Source organism: Actinocorallia sp. A-T 12471, assembly GCF_033875155.1.
Taxonomy (GTDB): domain Bacteria; phylum Actinomycetota; class Actinomycetes; order Streptosporangiales; family Streptosporangiaceae; genus Actinocorallia.
On sequence record NZ_JAWZTE010000006.1, the window covers coordinates 432,886 to 450,305 of the forward strand.

General features: G+C 70.1%; 13 protein-coding genes and 2 tRNA genes. 1 reads left to right on the top strand and 14 read right to left on the bottom strand.

Translation table 11 applies throughout. The features are described from left to right. Window positions 1-165: 165 nt before the first annotated feature. From R9X44_RS20145 to R9X44_RS20165, 5 genes are all read right to left on the bottom strand, one after another. Window positions 166-238: transfer RNA gene (locus R9X44_RS20145), tRNA-Ala, on the bottom strand. 90 nt (window positions 239-328) lie between these two features. Beyond that, window positions 329-445 carry a DLW-39 family protein gene (locus R9X44_RS20150; RefSeq protein WP_211360161.1) on the bottom strand — a complete coding sequence of 39 codons (117 nt, stop codon included), beginning with the start codon at window positions 443-445 and terminating at the stop codon, window positions 329-331. A 151-nt stretch (window positions 446-596) separates the two neighbouring features. After that, entirely contained in the window at window positions 597-1,229 is a 633-nt protein-coding gene (locus tag R9X44_RS20155) for a TetR/AcrR family transcriptional regulator (RefSeq protein WP_319815750.1), read from the bottom strand. 36 nt (window positions 1,230-1,265) lie between these two features. Continuing rightward, the gene (locus R9X44_RS20160) at window positions 1,266-1,733 is read right to left on the bottom strand and encodes a hypothetical protein (RefSeq protein WP_319815751.1); all 468 of its coding nucleotides are present in this window, start codon (window positions 1,731-1,733) and stop codon (window positions 1,266-1,268) included. 79 nt (window positions 1,734-1,812) lie between these two features. Continuing rightward, the gene (locus R9X44_RS20165) at window positions 1,813-2,505 is read right to left on the bottom strand and encodes a Crp/Fnr family transcriptional regulator (RefSeq protein WP_319815752.1); all 693 of its coding nucleotides are present in this window, start codon (window positions 2,503-2,505) and stop codon (window positions 1,813-1,815) included. A gap of 698 nt (window positions 2,506-3,203) precedes the next feature. Here R9X44_RS20165 and R9X44_RS20170 point away from each other — a divergent pair. Further along, on the top strand, window positions 3,204-4,343 hold the full coding sequence (locus R9X44_RS20170) for an alanine racemase (RefSeq protein ID WP_319815753.1): 1,140 nt from the start codon (window positions 3,204-3,206) through the stop codon (window positions 4,341-4,343). Between the two features lie 4 nt (window positions 4,344-4,347). On the opposite strand, the gene R9X44_RS20175 is transcribed toward R9X44_RS20170, so the two are convergent. The 9 genes from R9X44_RS20175 to dnaN all read right to left on the bottom strand — a co-directional run bounded on the left by R9X44_RS20175 (window position 4,348) and on the right by dnaN (window position 16,570). Next, window positions 4,348-5,130: a hypothetical protein gene (locus R9X44_RS20175; RefSeq protein WP_319815754.1), complete on the bottom strand. Its 783-nt coding sequence runs from the start codon at window positions 5,128-5,130 to the stop codon at window positions 4,348-4,350. A gap of 126 nt (window positions 5,131-5,256) precedes the next feature. Then, window positions 5,257-5,330, bottom strand: a tRNA-Ile gene (locus R9X44_RS20180). Window positions 5,331-5,409: 79 nt separating this feature from the next. Further along, on the bottom strand, window positions 5,410-6,258 hold the full coding sequence (locus R9X44_RS20185; protein WP_319815755.1) for a DUF3566 domain-containing protein: 849 nt from the start codon (window positions 6,256-6,258) through the stop codon (window positions 5,410-5,412). After that, window positions 6,255-8,717: a DNA gyrase subunit A gene (gyrA, locus tag R9X44_RS20190; protein WP_413774965.1), complete on the bottom strand. Its 2,463-nt coding sequence runs from the start codon at window positions 8,715-8,717 to the stop codon at window positions 6,255-6,257. The genes R9X44_RS20185 and gyrA overlap by 4 nt, the downstream gene beginning before the upstream one ends. Before the next feature lie 117 nt (window positions 8,718-8,834). Next, entirely contained in the window at window positions 8,835-10,778 is a 1,944-nt protein-coding gene (gyrB, locus tag R9X44_RS20195; RefSeq protein WP_319815757.1) for a DNA topoisomerase (ATP-hydrolyzing) subunit B, read from the bottom strand. Between the two features lie 330 nt (window positions 10,779-11,108). Next, the gene (locus R9X44_RS20200; RefSeq protein ID WP_319815758.1) at window positions 11,109-11,630 is read right to left on the bottom strand and encodes a DUF721 domain-containing protein; all 522 of its coding nucleotides are present in this window, start codon (window positions 11,628-11,630) and stop codon (window positions 11,109-11,111) included. Continuing rightward, entirely contained in the window at window positions 11,620-12,750 is a 1,131-nt protein-coding gene (recF, locus tag R9X44_RS20205) for a DNA replication/repair protein RecF (RefSeq protein ID WP_319815759.1), read from the bottom strand. Before recF ends, R9X44_RS20200 begins: the two co-directional genes overlap by 11 nt. A 49-nt stretch (window positions 12,751-12,799) precedes the next feature. After that, complete coding sequence (gnd, locus tag R9X44_RS20210; RefSeq protein ID WP_319815760.1) at window positions 12,800-13,675, bottom strand: phosphogluconate dehydrogenase (NAD(+)-dependent, decarboxylating); 876 nt, start codon at window positions 13,673-13,675, stop codon at window positions 12,800-12,802. Between the two features lie 1,764 nt (window positions 13,676-15,439). Next, complete coding sequence (gene dnaN / locus R9X44_RS20215) at window positions 15,440-16,570, bottom strand: DNA polymerase III subunit beta (RefSeq protein WP_319815761.1); 1,131 nt, start codon at window positions 16,568-16,570, stop codon at window positions 15,440-15,442. Window positions 16,571-17,420: the final 850 nt, after the last annotated feature.

Genomic DNA, 17,420 nt, shown 5'->3' on the forward strand with positions numbered 1-17,420 from the left:
CCGTTGCCCCCGCAATTACAACGCCCCGCCCCCCTCCCGCCCCGACCCCGCAACCAAACAGTTCCCGCCCAGCAACCCCCCGGTTACCACCACCATTCCCTAACGCAAACCCCCACCCACAAAAAAGCGCCCCGCCCGTCCGAGGACGAGCGGGGCGCCGCGTTGTGGAGCCGTGGGGAATCGAACCCCAGACCTCTTGCATGCAAGGCAAGTGCTCTACCAATTGAGCTACGGCCCCGTGGCCAGGTAAGCGTACCGGGCGCGGGGGTGCGGTGGGAAATGGGGCGGCGGCGCCGCGGGTGGCGCGGCGCCGGAGCCCCGTTCGCCGCTACTCGGCCGAGGTCGCCTCGGTCCAGAGGTCGAGCTCGGCGCGGTCCTGCTGGAGGCGCTTCCAGACGGCGAAGCCGCCGAGCGCGAGGACGGCGAGCACGAGGAGCTTCTTCATGGCAGGACCCCTTCATCATCGACAGTGGGCAGATCTCAAACCTAGCAACGCCTCGTACACTACCGAACCTGTCTTTGGTCACCCCAGCGGTCACCTTCTCGACAGGACACAGATCCCTTCTCCTGCGGGCATTCCGCCGATCCCGAACGCGTCAACGGGCTTCCAGCGCCCGCTCGAGCCTGTCGAACATGCGTTCGGAGAGTTCCGTGAGGTGGCCGGTCAGGGCGTCGCCGGACTCCCCCGCTTGGATCATCCGCGCCCCCGCCCCGTTGACGGTCCGCAGCACGCCCGCCGTCGTCACCGCGGCCATCCGCACGTCAGGATCGCCGGGTTCCTCGCCATAAGCCTCGGCGAAGAGCACCGCGAGAAGGTCTTCGAGCTCCTGGACGACCTCACGGACCCGGCCCTGCAACGCGGGGGAGTTCCGGATCACCTCGCGGAACTCCAGCAGCCGCGCGTCCCCGTACCCGGAAAGGGGTTCCTTCTCCGCGAGCATCCGCAGGTACTCCGCCCGCAGCGCCCCCAGCGGCGTGACGCCCTCGCCCCGCTCCCGCACGCACCTCGCCACCCGGTCGAGCAGCCCGGGGAAACGGTCGAGGAAGAGGTCCTCCTTGCGCGGGAAGTAGTTGAAGACGGTCTTCGCCGACACGTTGGCCGCCGCCGCGACCTCCACGACGGTCACCTCGTCGAAGCCGCGTTCCAGGAACAGGCCGGTGGCGATGTCGGAGATCAGCTGGCGGGTCTCCCGCTTCTTGCGTTCGCGCAGCCCGGGTTCACGTCGCACGGCCCCACCCTAGGTCGCGGGCCCGTCGCGGCGCGGTCAGGGCCAGTCGAGCGGGTGCGCGCGCAGCGCGGCGACCCCGCCGACCGCCACCGGACGGAACCACTCGACGGGCAGGGGAGGCCGCTCAAGCGCGCTCAGGTCCTCGAAGAGCCGCTCGGAGATCAGCACCGAGCACGGACTGTCGAAGCGCGCTTGGGCGAGGTCCCTGACGGTCCGCAGGGCGGGCCCGCGGAACTGCCCGTCCTCCAGCGCCGCGAGGCCCTCATGCAGGGCCAGCACGAGCGGCCCGCCGCCGTCCCGCAGCGCCTCCCTGACGGTCTGGACAAGCCCGCACACCAGGTCGGGCTCGTCGACGCCGGGCGGGAGGACGCCGACGCGCAGGCCGGGTTCCGCGTCGTTCCACAGGGCGCGGTCGAAGGGCGGCAGGCCGAGCAGCCCGCACACCGGCGCGTCCGCCCCCAGCGCCAACGTCACACGTCTTATCCCGCCCACCGGTCGGCTCATGGGGCGATCGTCGCGCCGACCGGCGGGGGAGACTCCCTCGTTGCAGGGTTTTCGCGGCGCGCGCCTCAGTACCCGCGCCTCAGTACCCGCGCCACAGGCCGCGCAGTTTCGCCGCGTCGAGCACGGTGATCCTGCGCCAGCTCGTCCTGATCATCCCGGCGTGCCGGAACTCGTTGAGGACGCGTTCGGTGGTCGCCTCGCCCGCGCCGGCGAGGCCGCCGAGCTCGAACTGGCTGAGCGGCAGGGCGATGACGACGCCGTCGTCACCGGGCTCCCCGTACTGCTCGACGAGTTCGCACAGCAGCCGCGCGATCCGTTCCCGCGCGCCCCACGCCCTTGCCTCGACCCGCCGCTCGGTCGAGGTGCGCATCTTGGCGAGCAGGCTCGCGGTGACCTTGGCGTGCGCGTCGGGGTGGTCGGCGAGGTACGCGTTGACCGCGCTCCTGCCTATCCGGATCGCCACGACCGTGTTGATCGCGGTGACCGTCGCGGTGCGCGGGCCGCCGTCGAGGAGCGCGAACTCCCCGACGAGGTCGCCGCGCGAGCGGATCGCCAGGACAGTCTGGTTGCCGTCCGCGGTGTCCACGGTGACCTTGGTGTAGCCGTCAAGGAGGATGTACAGCGCGCCGTTGTCGGGGTCTCCTTGACGCACGAGGGCGGCCTTGTGCGGGAACTCGACCTTCGTGCCGAGTTTCAGGAGTTCTTCTCGCTCCTGTTCGGTGAGCGTTCCTATGAGACTTCGCTTCGGCCACGGGCCTGAGCGTTCGGCCATCAGCTGCGCCCTTCCGGTGCGGGCGGCGCTTCGGCCTGTGCGTTCGGCGGGGAGGGGGTGGCGCGCGGTCCGGTGCGCGGGGTGCCGATCCGGTCTCGGCCCCCGGCGGTCGACGCGTGCGCCCGGTGTGTCCGGGTCATGGTCTCCTCAGGGTCGTGGTGGTCCTTCCGGTCCGACGCGCCGGGGCCGCCCACAGCCCCGCGTCAAATCCGGTCCCGTCCCGGCGGCGCTGCCCATGCGCCGTCCCGGGCCGGGAAAGGCCCCTGAAACGATCTTCTGTTGTTCGGCTCAGCCTTCGAGCCGTGCCCATCGTGTCATGATTCACCACATTCAGCCCCGCGATTCGAAAGGTATAAACCTGATTTGTCCGCACATCTTCCCGACAAATCAAGCGCGCCGCCGCTAATGGCACCGGGTGCATGAGATCAGGCCCTGGAGCTGGGCTGCCTCGACGCCACGTGATCATGTGGATTCCCCAGTTTGAGGGAGTTCTCTTGTGGCGGTCCGCGCATTATCTACCGGTGTCGGAGGCGGCAGGGGGCCGCGTCCAACGGGGGCAGGGTCGGTGGGGGCGTGCCGGGAGCAAAAGCCCCCGCCGGCCCGCACGGGGGCGTCCGGAAATGACGTCCTGGGCGCGGACGGCGGAGCGAAGCGGGATGATCGGGAGGGAACGGACGGCGGCAGGGAGGCGGGCAGCGGTGGACGTCGACGGTTTCGCGACGGGTCTCGACCGGGCGGCGCTGCCCGCGTACGTGTACGACGTCTCCGGGCTCGAAGAACATGTGCGCGGGATCGTCACGGCGCTCGCGGGAGGCCCCGAGGTCTTCTACGCGGCCAAGGCGAACGCCGACGCACCAGTCCTGCGGGCGGTCGGGAGGCATGTCGCGGGGATCGAGGTGGCGAGCGGGGGCGAACTCGCACACGTCCGACGGGTCCTCCCGCACGCGCGCGTCGCGTTCGGCGGGCCCGGCAAGACCGACCACGAGCTCCGGCTCGCCGCGCGGCTCGGCGTCGAGCGCGTCCACGTGGAGAGCCCGTACGAGCTGCGCAGGCTCGCCGACGCGGCCGAGGCCGAAGACCGCGACCTCGACGTGCTCGTCAGGGTCAACCTCGCGGGGGAGCGGGCCGGGGCCGCGCTGGCGATGACCGGCCCGTTCGGCATGGACCCCGCGCTCATCGGCGAATGCCTCCCGATCCTCGCCGCCGCGCCGCGCCTGCGCCTGTGCGGCGTCCACGCCCACCTCGCCTCGGGCCTCGACGTGCCCGCGCTCATCGCCCAGCACCGCGAGGTCCTCGCCTGGGCCCGCCCCTGGCTCGCCCAAGCGGGCGTCGCCCGCCCCGAGATCAACCTGGGCGGCGGCATGGCCGTCGACTACGCGGCCCCCGAGGACCGCTTCGACTGGCCCGCCTATGGCAAGGCGTTGTCTTCCCTGGCCCGACCGGACGAGACCCTCCGCATCGAGCCTGGCCGCGCCGTCACGGTCTACCACGGCTGGTACGTCACCGACGTCCTGGACATCAAGACCGCCCACGACGCCGCCTACGCCGTCCTACGCGGCGGCACCCATCACCTCCGCACCCCCGCCACCAAGAACCACGACCACCCCTTCCGTGCCCTCCCCGGCCCCCGTACGCCGCACGCCCCTTACGTCCACGACAGGCCCGTCACCCTTGTCGGCCAGCTGTGCACCCCCAAGGACGTCCTCGCCCGCGACATCCCCCTGGAGCGTCTCCACGTGGGCGACCGCGTCGTCTTCGCCATGGCCGGGGCCTACGCCTGGAACATCTCCCACCACGGCTTCCTGATGCACCCCGCCCCCACCTTCCACTACCTCTGAGCGTTCACGGCCTCTCGGGGGCCGGGACAGCGGAGTTCGACAGCCCGATCGTCGGACAGAAAGCCCGCGCCCACACCGCCTCGCGCCGCGTCGCCGCCCGCGAGTTCGCCAGCGCCTGCGACGAGGCCGCCTCCATGGCGGGGGAGAGGCCGAAGCCCGACCCGAACCCCGACCCGCCGAACGGGGACGAGCCCATGTTGGCGATGATCGACATCGAGGTGACGTGGGAGCGCCGCATCGTGTCCGAGGTGAGCACCGAGGCGAGCTGCGTGCGCTGGGTCGTGCGGAGCATCGCGCGCGCGGCGGGCACCCCGAGCCCGTCCGGGGTCCGGGTCGGCAGTGCGCACTGCGGGACCTCGGTGGCCGAGCTGTCCTTGCGGCCGGCGTTCTCGCCGATCATCAGCATGGTGTCGTGGTCGACGCACGCCCGCTCAGCGTGGATCCAGCGCAGCTCCTCGAGGTCGGCGGGGGAGACCGCGATCCTCCGGTAGACGTCCCGGTAGCCGTGCGCGGCCGTCAGCGCCGCCAGGCCGGGTTCACGGACCGCCGCGACGCAGTCGTTCCACCCGACCGCGACGGCCGCCCTGAAGTGCTCCATGCCCTCGGCGAGGTCGCCCGCCCGTCCCGCGGTGTCGGCGAGCAGCGCCCGCACCAGCCCTTCCATCCACCGCGGCCCGCGCGCGACGGTCTCGGGAAGCAGCCGCGCCAGGTCGTGCCGTGCCTGCGCGTGGTCCCCGCTGACGACCGCCGCGCACGCCTCGTAAAGCTCGTCGAATCCGATCTCCATACCGGTAACGCTGCGGCACCGCGCGTCCCTGCGGCAGGTGACCGCCGTCCCTGCCCGCCCGGGAAGTCCGCCGGACAAAACACGAAAGCCGTTTCCCGAGTGGGAAACGGCTTTGTGGGATTCCGGTGGGCGTACCAGGACTTGAACCTGGGGCCTCATCCTTATCAGGGATGCGCTCTAACCGACTGAGCTATACGCCCGGGGCGTTGCCTTGAGGGGTTTTTCCCCTCGGCGACGAGAAGTGAGATTACCCCATCGTGGCGGGCAACGCGAACTGGGTTACTCGGCCTCCTTGAGGGTGACCTCGACGCCGCCGACGAAGTCCGAGGCGAGGTTGTAGATGACCGACCCGACCGTCGCCAGGGCGGTGATGAGCAGCACGTTCAGCGCGCCGATCAGCGCGGTGTAGCCGAGGATGCGGCCCGCCGAGAACCAGCTTCCGGCGTCGGTGCCGCCACCCGGGCTGCGGGTCGTCTCGTTGATCGCCTCGGTGATGGAGTCGAAGACGCCGAGCCCCGCAAGGATCATGTACAGGACGGTCACCGCGACGAAGAGCACGACGAAGCAGACAAGCGACATGATGAAGCTGAACTTCATCACCGACCACGGCTCGAACCGCGAGATCTGCAGGTGGGCCCGGCGCGGGTTCTTGCCGTCCGCGCCGCCGCCGGAGCCCGCCGCGGCCTTCAGCTTCGCGCTGAGCGCCGCCGCGGCCGACGCCACGGGCCGGTCGGTCGGCGGCTGACCCGCCGGAACCGCGTTCGGCGTCGGTCCCGGCTGCGCGGCCGCGGGCTGCGCCGGGGCGGGCCCGAACGCCGGGGCCCCCGCCCGGTCGGCGAAGACCGACGTGTTCGGCTCGGCCGCCGTCGCCCACGGCGGGTCGACGACAGTCTCGTTCACCGAGGACGAGTCCGCGGCCCCCACCGGCGCGGCGGCCGCGAGCGGGCCGTCGGACGACGCCACAGGGATGTCCGGGCCGCCCTTGCCGTCCCTCGTCACGTCCACGTTCGTCTCGGCCTTACCCGGGTCCGCCTTCGCGGCCGCCGCCTCGTCGCTCACAGAGCCCCCGGCAGCGCCGCCCTCGGGCGGGCCGCCTGCCCTGTTCTCGTTCTTAGAGGTCGTGCTCACGAGCTCTCATTTCCCTCGTCCCCCGGCTCGGCGTCCGCGGAGTCCTCGATCGACTCTACGATCGACTCTACGTTCCTCGCGATGGCGACCACGACGTCGCCCTCCGCGAGGTTGACGAGCCGGACGCCCATCGTCTGACGGCCGGACTGCTTGATCTCCCCTGCGCTGGTGCGGATCACACCACCGCTGGAGGTCATAGCAAATACCTCATCTTCCGGTCGGACCATAAGGGCTCCGACCAGGCGGCCGCGAGTTTGCACGATCTTAGCGGTCAGCACACCCTTGCCTCCGCGACCCTGGACGGGGTACTGCTCGGCGGGGGTCCGCTTGGCGTAGCCGCCCTCGGTGGCGATGAGGACCTCCTCGTCGCCGCCCTCCCGGATGACGTGGAGGTCGAGCACCTCCGCGCCCTCCTCGAACCGCATCCCGATGACGCCCCGGGTGTCGCGGCCCATCGGCCGCAACTGGTCGTCGTCGGCCTTGAAGCGGATCGACTGGGCCGCGGTGGACACCATGAGCAGGTCGTCCTCGGGGAAGGCGAGGCGCGCGGCGATGACCTCGTCGTCGTCCTTGAGGTCGATCGCGATCAGCCCCGCCGCGCGCGGCGAGTCGTAGGCCGACAGCGTCGTCTTCTTGACCATGCCGCCCTTGGTGGCGATCACCAGGTACGGGGCGACCTCGTAGTCGCGCAGGTCCATCACCTGGGCGATGGACTCGTCCGGCTGGAACGCCAGCAGGTTCGCGACGTGCTGGCCGCGCGCGTCACGCCCGGAATCGGGAAGCTCGTACGCCTTCGCCCGGTAGACCCGGCCCTTGTTGGTGAAGAACAGAATCCAGTTGTGCGTGGACGTCACGAAGAAGTGCTCGACGATGTCGTCCTGCTTCAGCTGGGCCCCGCGCACGCCCTTGCCGCCGCGCCGCTGCGCCCGGTACTGGTCGGTGCGGGTCCGCTTGGCGTACCCGGCCCTGGTGATCGTGACGACGACGTCCTCTTCGGCGATGAGGTCCTCGATGGACACGTCGCCGTCGAACGGGATGATCGCGGTCCTGCGCTCGTCGCCGAACTTCTCCACGATCGCCGCGAGCTCCTCGGCGACGATCGAGCGCTGCCGCTCGGGCGAGGCGAGGATGTCGTTGTAGTCGGAGATCTCGGCCATCAGCGACTCGTACTCGTCGAGGATCGCCTGGCGCTCGAGGGCGGCGAGCTTGCGCAGCTGCATGTCGAGGATCGCGCGGGCCTGGATCTGGTCGATCTCCAGCAGCGCCATCAGGCCCTGCTCGGCGTCCGACGCCGACGCCGACGCCCGGATGAGCGCGATGACCTCGTCGATCCGGTCGAGCGCCTTGAGCAGGCCGCGCAGGATGTGCGCGCGCTCCTCGGCCTTGCGCAGCAGGAACCGGGTCCGCCGGACGATGACCTCGACCTGGTGGGTCACCCACGAGCGGACGAACTGGTCGAGCCGCAGCGTGCGCGGCACCCCGTCGACCAGCGCGAGCATGTTCGCGCCGAAGGTCTCCTGGAGCTGCGTGTGCTTGTACAGGTTGTTGAGGACGACCTTGGCGACGGCGTCGCGCTTCAGCACGATCACCAGGCGCTGGCCGGTGCGGCCCGAGGTCTCGTCCTTGACGTCGGCGATCCCGGTCAGCTTGCCCTCGCGGACCAGCTCGGCGATCTTCAGCGCGAGGTTGTCGGGGTTCACCTGGTAGGGGAGCGAGGTGACGACGAGGCAGGTACGGCCCTGGATCTCCTCGACCTCGACCTCGGCCCGCATCGTGATCGAGCCGCGCCCGGTGCGGTAGGCGTCCTCGATGCCGCGGCGGCCGACGATCAGCGCGCCGGTCGGGAAGTCAGGGCCCTTGATCCGCTCGATCAGCGCGTCGAGCAGCTCCTCGTCGGACGAGCCGAAGTTCTCCAGGTACCACTTGACGCCCTCGGACACCTCACGCAGGTTGTGCGGAGGGATGTTGGTCGCCATGCCGACGGCGATGCCCGCCGACCCGTTGACGAGCAGGTTCGGGAACCGCGCCGGCATGACGTCCGGTTCCATCTGCTTGCCGTCGTAGTTCGGCGAGAAGTCGACGGTCTCCTTCTCGATGTCGCGCAGCAGCTCCATCGCCAGCGGCGCCATCCGGCACTCGGTGTACCGCATCGCCGCGGCCGGGTCGTTGCCGGGGGAGCCGAAGTTGCCCTGGCCGTCGACCATCGGGTACCGCATCGACCACGGCTGGGCGAGGCGGACGAGCGCGTCGTAGATGGAGGCGTCGCCGTGCGGGTGGTAGGAGCCCATGACGTCGCCGACGACGCGGGCGCACTTGAAGTACCCCCGGTCGGGACGGTACCCGCCGTCGTACATCGCGTACAGGACGCGCCGGTGCACCGGCTTCAGTCCGTCGCGCACGTCGGGCAGGGCCCGGCCCACGATGACCGACATCGCGTAGTCGAGATAGCTCTTGGCCATCTCGTCCTGGATGTCGACCGGTTCGACCCGGTCGTGGCCCTCGCTGGTCACCTCGGTCACTGCGAACCTCTTCTGCTGCGTCGTGAAGTAAGGAAACGTGTCTGGGGACCTGCCGGACTAGATGTCCAGGAAGCGGACATCCTTGGCGTTCCGCTGGATGAACGACCTGCGCGCCTCGACGTCCTCGCCCATGAGGACGGAGAACAGGTCGTCGGCCTGGGCCGCGTCGTCGAGGGTGATCTGGAGCAGGACGCGCCGGGCCGGGTCCATCGTGGTGGACCACAGCTCGTCGGCGTTCATCTCGCCGAGGCCCTTGAACCGCTGGACGCCGTCCTGGCTGCGCGGGTCGCGGCGGCCCGCCGCGATGCCGCGCTCGATGACCTGGTCGCGCTCCCGGTCGGAGTAGACGTAGTCGTACTCCGAGCCCGTCCTGTTCCACTTGATCTTGTACAGGGGCGGCTGCGCGAGGTAGACGTGGCCCGCCTCGACCAGCGGCTTCATGAAGCGGAACAGCAGCGTGAGCAGCAGGGTCCGGATGTGCTGGCCGTCGACGTCGGCGTCGGCCATCAGGATGATCTTGTGATAACGGAGCTTGGTGATGTCGAACTCGTCGTGGATGCCCGCGCCGAGCGCGGTGATCATCGCCTGGACCTCGGCGTTCTTCAGGACCTTGTCGATCCGCGCCTTCTCCACGTTCAGGATCTTGCCGCGGATCGGGAGGATCGCCTGGAAGCGCGGGTCGCGGCCGCCCTTGGCCGAGCCGCCGGCGGAGTCGCCCTCCACGATGTAGATCTCGGACTCGGCCGGGTCGGCGGACTGGCAGTCGCTCAGCTTGCCCGGCAGGGAGGTGGTCTCCAGCAGGCTCTTGCGCCGGGTGAGGTCGCGCGCCTGCCGGGCGGCGACGCGCGCGCGGGCGGCCTGGGTCGCCTTGTTGACGATCTCCTTGGCCTCGCCGGGGTTCGCCTCGAACCAGTCCTTGAGGTGGTCGTTGCAGGTCTTCTGCACGAACGACTTGGCCTCGGTGTTGCCGAGCTTGGTCTTGGTCTGGCCCTCGAACTGCGGGTCCGACAGCTTGATCGAGATGATCGAGGTCAGGCCCTCGCGGACGTCCTCGCCGGTGAGGTTGTCGTCCTTCTCCTTGAGCAGCTTCTGGTCGCGCGCGTAACGGTTGACGATGCTCGTCAGCGCGGCCCGGAAGCCCTCCTCGTGGGTGCCGCCCTCGGCCGTGTTGATCGTGTTGGCGAAGCTGTAGATCGACTCGGTGTAGGAGCCGTTCCACTGCATCGCGATCTCGACGGCGATCCCGTCGCCCTCGGCCTCGAAGTCGATGATCGTGTTGTGGACCGCGTCCTTCTTGGCGTTGATGTGCCGGACGAAGTCGGAGATGCCGCCCTCGTAGTGGTACGTGACGCTGAAGGGCTCGCCCTCGTCGGTCTCGTGGCCCTCGCGCTCGTCGATCAGCGTGATCGACAGGCCCTTGTTGAGGAACGCCATCTCCTGGAAGCGGCGGCTCAGGGTCTCGAAGCTGTACTCGGTCGACTCGAAGATCGACGGGTCGGCCCAGAAGGTGACGGTCGTGCCCGTCTCCTCGGTCTCCTCGTCCTTGCTCAACGGGGCCAGCGGCGCGCCGACCTCATACTGCTGGCGCCAGTGGAAGCCCTCGCGCTGGACGTCGACCTCGAGCCGGGTGGACAGCGCGTTGACGACGGCCGCGCCGACGCCGTGCAGACCGCCGGAGACCGCATAGGACTGGCTGTCGAACTTGCCTCCCGCGTGCAGCGTGGTGAGGACGAGCTGGACCGCCGGCACCTGCTCCACCGGGTGCAGTCCGACGGGGATGCCGCGGCCCCGGTCGAGGACGCTCACGCCTCCGTCGCGCCGCAGCGTCACCACGATGGTGTCGTTGAACCCGGCGAGCGCCTCGTCCACTGCGTTGTCCACGATCTCGTAGACGAGATGGTGAAGTCCTCGCTCACCGGTGGACCCGATGTACATGCCGGGCCTCTTGCGTACCGCTTCCAGACCTTCGAGGACCGTGATGGAACTAGCGTCGTACGACAAAGGGAAGCCTCCTGCCGGGGACACCCACCGCTTGCGCATGCCCCGTAACACGCGGTTTGGATGAATCACAGATGGCGCCGCCGTCATGTCCGATACGGAGCGCCATGCTCACGGTGCAGTGTCCTGAACCCGCGGTCAGTCTACAGGGTCAGGCTGACAAAAGTGGCGCTGACGGTCGCTGAGGTCGCGCCTGGCGGCCGAACGGGCCGGAACTGACATCCCCCTACGCGACCCGGGCCGTACTGGCGCGTACGAGGCGCTTGACAAACGCGCCGTGCACGTCCAGCGGACTTATCGGACAGGGGATTTCGGCGTACTTATTCGGTGTACTTATCGGACACGCCATTGCCCGGGACGGCGCTGCGCCTGCGGTCCCATGACCTTGACCCGCCGCACTGTGTTGTCGCCCAGTTCCTCGTTCAGCCGCCGCACAAGCTGCCCGGCGAGCAGCCGCACCTGCTGCGCCCACGCCGGGGAGTCGCACTCGACGGTCAGCTCGCCGTCGGCGAACGCGCCGGGACGGGTGTGCTCGGCGAGTTCGGGGCCCACGACGGCGGGCCAGTTCCCGAAGACCCTGCCGACGGCGGCGCGCTCGTCCCAGCCGCGCTCCGACAGCAGCTTCTTGATCCCCGCGCCGAACAGCTGCGGGCCGCCGCCGCGCGTCGGGTCGCGCGGGGCGTCGCGGCCGCGCTTGCGGCGGCGCTGGCCGGGGACCGACTGGCGTTTGGCCGCGTCGGCGCGCGCCTGGGCCAGGGCCTCGCGGGCCAGCTCGATCCCGGTCTTGGGCTTGTCCTCTGTGTTGGGCCTGTCCTCAGCCTTGGGCCTGTCCGCGGCCCGCCCGTCATCGGACACGGTCCACCTCCCCGGACGCGACGGAGTAGACGGCGCCCGTCAGCTCGACGGGGACGTCCTCGGGGACTGCCGCGGTGATCAGCACCTGCTCGGCGGGCGCGACCATCTCGGCGAGACGGCGACGGCGTCCTGAGTCGAGCTCGGCGAAGACGTCGTCGAGGATGAGGACGGGGTCGTCGCCGTCGGCGCGCAGCAGCTCGTAAGCCGCGAGGCGCAGGGCGAGCGCGAACGACCATGACTCGCCGTGGCTGGCGTAACCGCGCGCCGGGAAGTCGCCGAGTTTCAACAGGAGTTCGTCGCGGTGCGGGCCGACGACCGTGGTGCCGCGCGCCAGCTCCTGGCGGCGCGCCTCGGCGAGGCCCTCCAACAGATAGGAGACGAGTTCTCCACGGCCTGTGGAAAACTCGCCGGGGCCGTCGCCCTTGGAGAAGCGGTACTCCAGGCCCGCCCCCGCGCCCGGAGCGAGTTCCGCGTACGCCTTCTCCACAAGAGGGGACAAGGCGGCGACCAGATCGAGCCTCGCCGCCAGGAGTTCCGCGCCGACCTGGGCGAGATGGGTGTCCCACACGTCGAGGGTCGCCGCCAGCTCCGGCGTCAGGCCCCTGCGCTGCTGCGCCGCGCTCTTCAACAGGGCGTTGCGCTGCTTCAGCACGCGGTCGTAATCCGCCCGCACCCCTGCGAACCGCGGGGCGCGGGCGGTGAGGAGCTCGTCGAGGAAACGCCTGCGCTCGCCGGGATCGCCCTTCACCAGGGCGAGGTCCTCCGGCGCGAACAGGACGGTGCGCAGCATCCCCAGGATCTCGCGCGGCCTGGGGACCGGCGCGCGGTTCAGCCGCGCCCGGTTCGCCCGGCCGGGATTGATCTCCAGCTCGATCAGCGCCTCGCGGACGTCGCGGTGCACCTTCGCCCTGATGATCGCGCGCGGCGCGCCCTGGCGGACCAGCGGCGCGTCAGTCGCCACCCGGTGGCTGCCGTGCGAGGCGACGTAACCGATCGCCTCCACGAGATTGGTCTTGCCCTGCCCGTTCGGGCCGACGAACGCGCTGACGCCCGCGTCGAGAGGTACCTCTGCGACGGCATAGGACCTGAAGTCCGCGAGGGTCAGATGGGCGACGTGCACACCCATGAGTGTACGGCCGCCCCCCGAACGCGCCCGGGCTTCCCGAGGACTACTCCTTCACCACCGCGTGCCCGCCGAACTGGTTGCGCAACGCCGCCACGACCTTCATGGCGGGGGAGTCGTCCTGCCGGGACGCGAAGCGCGCGTACAGGGACGCGGTGATCGCGGGCAGCGGAACCGCGTGGTCGACCGCGGCCTGGATCGTCCAACGGCCCTCGCCGCTGTCGGCCGCGTAACCGCGGATGTCCTTGAGCTCGGGGTCCTCGGCCAGCGCCCGGTTCAGCAGGTCGAGCAGCCACGACCGGATGACCGTGCCCTCCTGCCAGCTCTTGAACGTCGCGGGGACGTCCGTCACGATCCCCGACGCCTTGATCAGCTCATAGCCCTCGGCGAAGGACTGCATCATGCCGTACTCGATGCCGTTGTGGACCATCTTCACGAAGTGGCCCGCGCCGACCTCGCCGCTGTGCACGAAGCCGAACTCGCCCTCCGGCTTCAACGTGTCGAACACCGGCTGCGCCTTGGCGACGTCGTCAGCGTCACCGCCGACCATGAGCGCGTAACCGTTCTCCAGGCCCCACACGCCGCCGGACACGCCGCAGTCGACGAACCCGATGCCCTTGGCCTTCAACTCGGCCGCGTGCCGCTGGTCGTCCACATAGTGCGAGTTGCCGCCGTCGACCACGAGGTCACCGGGGGACAGCAGCTCCGCCAGCTCCTCGATCGTCGCCTGCGTCGGCGACCCCGCCGGCACCATCACCCACACCACCCGCGGTGCGGGCAGCCGCTCCACCAGCTCCGCGAGCGACCCCACGTCACCGAGCGCCGGATCGCGGTCATACCCGACGACCGTATGGCCGCCGCGCCGCAACCGCTCGGCCATGTTCCCGCCCATCTTGCCCAGCCCGACGAGTCCGAGTTCCATGCCACTCCTCACAGGAAAGGGCCCTCCACCCCGAGGACCGTCCCACCCTTATGGGAACCCACGCGGGAAACCCCCCCAAGGCTAGTCCTACCCCGTTTATCTGCCCTCCCTCCGGCCCTGGGGGCCTACGGGCGGGCTGGTGATCGGGCGCTTCGCGATCCTGGGCTGCCCCTCCGGCCCTGGGGGGCTGTGTTTGCTGGCCCGCCCTCCGGCCCGGGGGGGCCTACGGGCAGGCTGTGATCGGGCGCTTCGCAAACCTGGGCTGCCCCTCCGGCCCTGGGGGCCTCCGGGGCAGCCCAGGGCGCCCGATCACGCGCCGCCCCGTGCCTAGCGGCACTCCCTCAAACCCCCGACCGCGCCGCCCCCGCGCCTAGCGGCGCTCCCTTCAACCCCAAGCGCGCTGCACCCGCGCCTAGCGGCGCTCCGTTCACCCCCCGACCGCTCACCCCCCGACCGCGCCACCCCCGCGCCTAACGGCACTCCGTTCGCCCCCCGACCGGGCCGCGCCCGCGCCTAACGGCACTCCCTCAACCCCCGACCGCGCCACCCCGCGCCCGACGGCGCTCCCTCAACCCCCGACCGGACCGCGCCCACGCCCGACGGCGCTCCCTCAACCCCCCGAGCGCGCCGCACCCGCGCCTAGCGGCGCTCCCTCAACCCCCGGCTTGTTCGGGCCGCGCCTAGCGGCATTCCCTGAAAGCCCGAGTGCGGTGTGACCACGCATGGCGGCGCTCCCCCCAGCCCCCGGGCCGTTCGGGGCGCGCAGGGCAGCGCTGCGCTACCCCCAACGCGTCGGGGGTAGCGCCGGGCGGCGCGGCCCCCGAAACCCGGCCCGTTCCGGCCGTCACGATCCCTGAAACCCCGTCGCCAGGGGCTGCGCCCTCTCCCACCCCCACAGCAAGCCGCCGAGGCTCCCCGGCCTCTGGTCACCCGGGCCAAGGCTTCCCAAACCCCATACGGCAGGCCACCCCGATTCCCAAGAACCCGGTCGTGCGACGGCCGGGCCTCTTGCTTCCCTCGCAGTCCCGAAGGGACTGCGAGGGACTCAGCACGCCGACCACGTGACGGGCCTCCTGAAGAACCGGGGGCCTCGGAGACCTGCCCCGGCGGGGTAGGCGGCCTCAGTTTGCCCCGGAGGTTTTCCCAAGGGCTCCAGAGGTTTTCCCAAGGGCTGTGGATAGGCCGACGCCGTACTGCCCCGGGTCAACGACGCCCCGACTCCGCCGCACGACGCGCCCTCCCCTGTGAAAAGGCGTACGGGCTTCGCCGTCCCCACACATCCCCAAGGCACGTCCTGGAGGAGCTGTTCGCTCCCGCACGTCCCGGTCGGGTTAGGGCCGTTCCTCCCGCACGGCCCGGTGGGGACAGGCTGCCTGTCCGTTAAGGCCCGGAAGGGCGACTCCTCCCGCGCGGCCCGGTGGAGGCGGGCTGCCTGTCTGTTAAGGCCCGGAAGGGCGACTCCTCCCGCGCGGCCCGGTGGAGGCGGGCTGCCTGTCTGTTAAGGCCCGGAAGGGCTATTCCTCCCGCGCGGCACGGCGGGGAGGGGGTGTTTGTCCTTTGGGGCCCGGAAGGGCGTTTCTTCCCTCGCAGTCCCGAAGGGACTGCGAGGGAAGTTCAAGGCGGGGGGTGTGGTCGGCCGGGTGTTGTCCACAGGGTGTCCAAATGTGGGTCCAACTGGCGAGACGACTGGTTGTGCAGTCGACTTCTACACATAGTTATCCACAGATCGGCGGGGGCTGTGGACAACCGGAGTTATCCACAGGGTCAGCCGGAGAGCCTCACGGGCATGATCAAGTAGCGATAGGTCGGGGTTCCGTCGTCGACGGGCTTGCCCGTGAGGACGGCGGGCTTGGTGGGCGTGGTGAACGACAGCCGCGCGGTGTCGGAGCCGATGTGGGAGAGCCCGTCGAGGACGTACTGGTGGTTGAAGGCGATGTTGATGTCCTCGCCCTCCAGCGTCGCCTCAAGGGCCTCGACTGCCTGGGCCTCGTCCCCGGTCCCGGCCTCGAGCACGACCTCCCCCTGGCTGAACTGGAGCCGCACAGGGGTGTTCCGCTCGGCGACCAGCGACACCCGCTTGAGCGCGTCGACGAACTGGGACGTCTGAACCTCCGCATACCCGGCGTATTCGGCGGGGAAGAGCGAGCGGTACTTCACGAAGTCGCCGTCGAGCAGGCGCGACGTCGTCTTGCGGCCGCCGCCCTCGAAGCCGATCATGCCCTCGCCCTGGCCGTCGGCCCCGCCGCCGAGCGAGATCTTCACCTCGGCGCCCGAGGTCAGCGACTTGGCGGTGTCGGCGAGGGTCTTCGCCGGGATCAGCGCGACGCCGGCCCTGTCCGGGGTGTCGGGGGTCCACTTGAACTCCCGTACCGCGAGCCGGTACCGGTCGGTGGACGCCAGCGTGACGGTGTCGCCCTCGATCTCGACCCGGACGCCGGTGAGCATCGGGATCGTGTCGTCCCGGCCCGCGGCGATCGCGACCTGGGCGACGGCCGCGGCGAACTCGTCGCTGCCGACCACGCCCGCGACCGGCGGGAGCTGCGGCAGCGACGGGTAGTCCTCCACAGGCATCGTCTGCAGTGTGAACTTCGCCGACCCGCACTGGAGCATGACCTTCGCCCCGTCGGTGGTGACGTCCACAGGGTGGGGAGGGAGCGCGCGGCAGATGTCGGCGAGCAGCTTCCCGCTCACCAGGGCCGTGCCGGGCTCCTGCCCGCCGATGGAGACCGAGACCTCCGCGGACGTCTCGTAGTCGAAGGCCGACAGCGTCAGGCTCTCCTCGGTGGCCTCCAGCCGCATGCCGGCCAGCACCGGAACGGGGGGCCGCGCCGGGAGCGTCCTGGCCGTCCAGGCCACCGCCTCGGCGAGGGCGTCACGGTCGATGCGGAACTTCAACGGGACCCGCCTCCTTGATCGTTGATGGTTTTGGCTGAGGGCTCCTCGGGAACATGATCCACAAGGCCCTAACTGGTTCTGGCTTTTCCTTGTTCAGTTGTAGACATAGAGCAGTCGTAGTAGTAGGGCCTGTGGAAACCGTGGATAACCCATGGTCCCCCTGCTCAGGACCACTTTTTCATCCACAGGGCCTGGGGATGACGACCTGTGGAAAACCGGGGCCCCTGTGGACGGCGAAAAGTTGTCCACACCGCGTCCACAGGCAGACCCCCACTTGTCCACAAGTTCTCCACAGTTCTATCCACAGCCCTTAATGCGAGTCGCGGTAAATCCTGACATATGCCTACGACAATCTGAGGTCCCCCGACCTGTGGAAACCTCGGTTTCCACACCCAATTCACAGGCTGAGGCGACTTTTCCACAGGTTATCCACCGCCCCGTCCACAGCCTTTCCGAATACCGAACGGTACTGTCCACAGCTCATCCACAGCCCACACCAGGTTATCCACACGTTGTCCCCAACGTGGTCCACAGGCCCATCCCCACCCCCACCCCTCTCCTCCCGCCCCCCTTCAGCCCCCTCACCCACCCCCAACCCCCCACCACCAGCCAAAACCCCCACCCCCACCCTCCCAATCTCCCGCCCCCCACCCCCAAACCCCCCTCCCTCCCCTCCCCCCAGCCCCCGTCCCCACCCCACCGACCCCTGTGGAAATCCCCACCCCCGACTTATCCACAACCCCCACCCCCTCTTCCCCACACCCCCACCCCAACCCTCCTCCTCCACCCCGCCACCCCCCTCCCCAAGACTTATCCACACCCCCCGACCCCCTTCCCACACCCACCCAGA

Coding starts and splice junctions, on each gene's coding strand:
- R9X44_RS20150 (WP_211360161.1), bottom strand. CDS start 445: ATGAAGAAGCTCCTCGTGCTCGCCGTCCTCGCGCTCGGCGGCTTCGCC.
- R9X44_RS20165 (WP_319815752.1), bottom strand. CDS start 2,505: ATGGCCGAACGCTCAGGCCCGTGGCCGAAGCGAAGTCTCATAGGAACG.
- gnd (WP_319815760.1), bottom strand. CDS start 13,675: ATGGAACTCGGACTCGTCGGGCTGGGCAAGATGGGCGGGAACATGGCC.
- R9X44_RS20175 (WP_319815754.1), bottom strand. CDS start 5,130: ATGGAGATCGGATTCGACGAGCTTTACGAGGCGTGCGCGGCGGTCGTC.
- R9X44_RS20160 (WP_319815751.1), bottom strand. CDS start 1,733: ATGAGCCGACCGGTGGGCGGGATAAGACGTGTGACGTTGGCGCTGGGG.
- gyrA (WP_413774965.1), bottom strand. CDS start 8,717: ATGGCCAAGAGCTATCTCGACTACGCGATGTCGGTCATCGTGGGCCGG.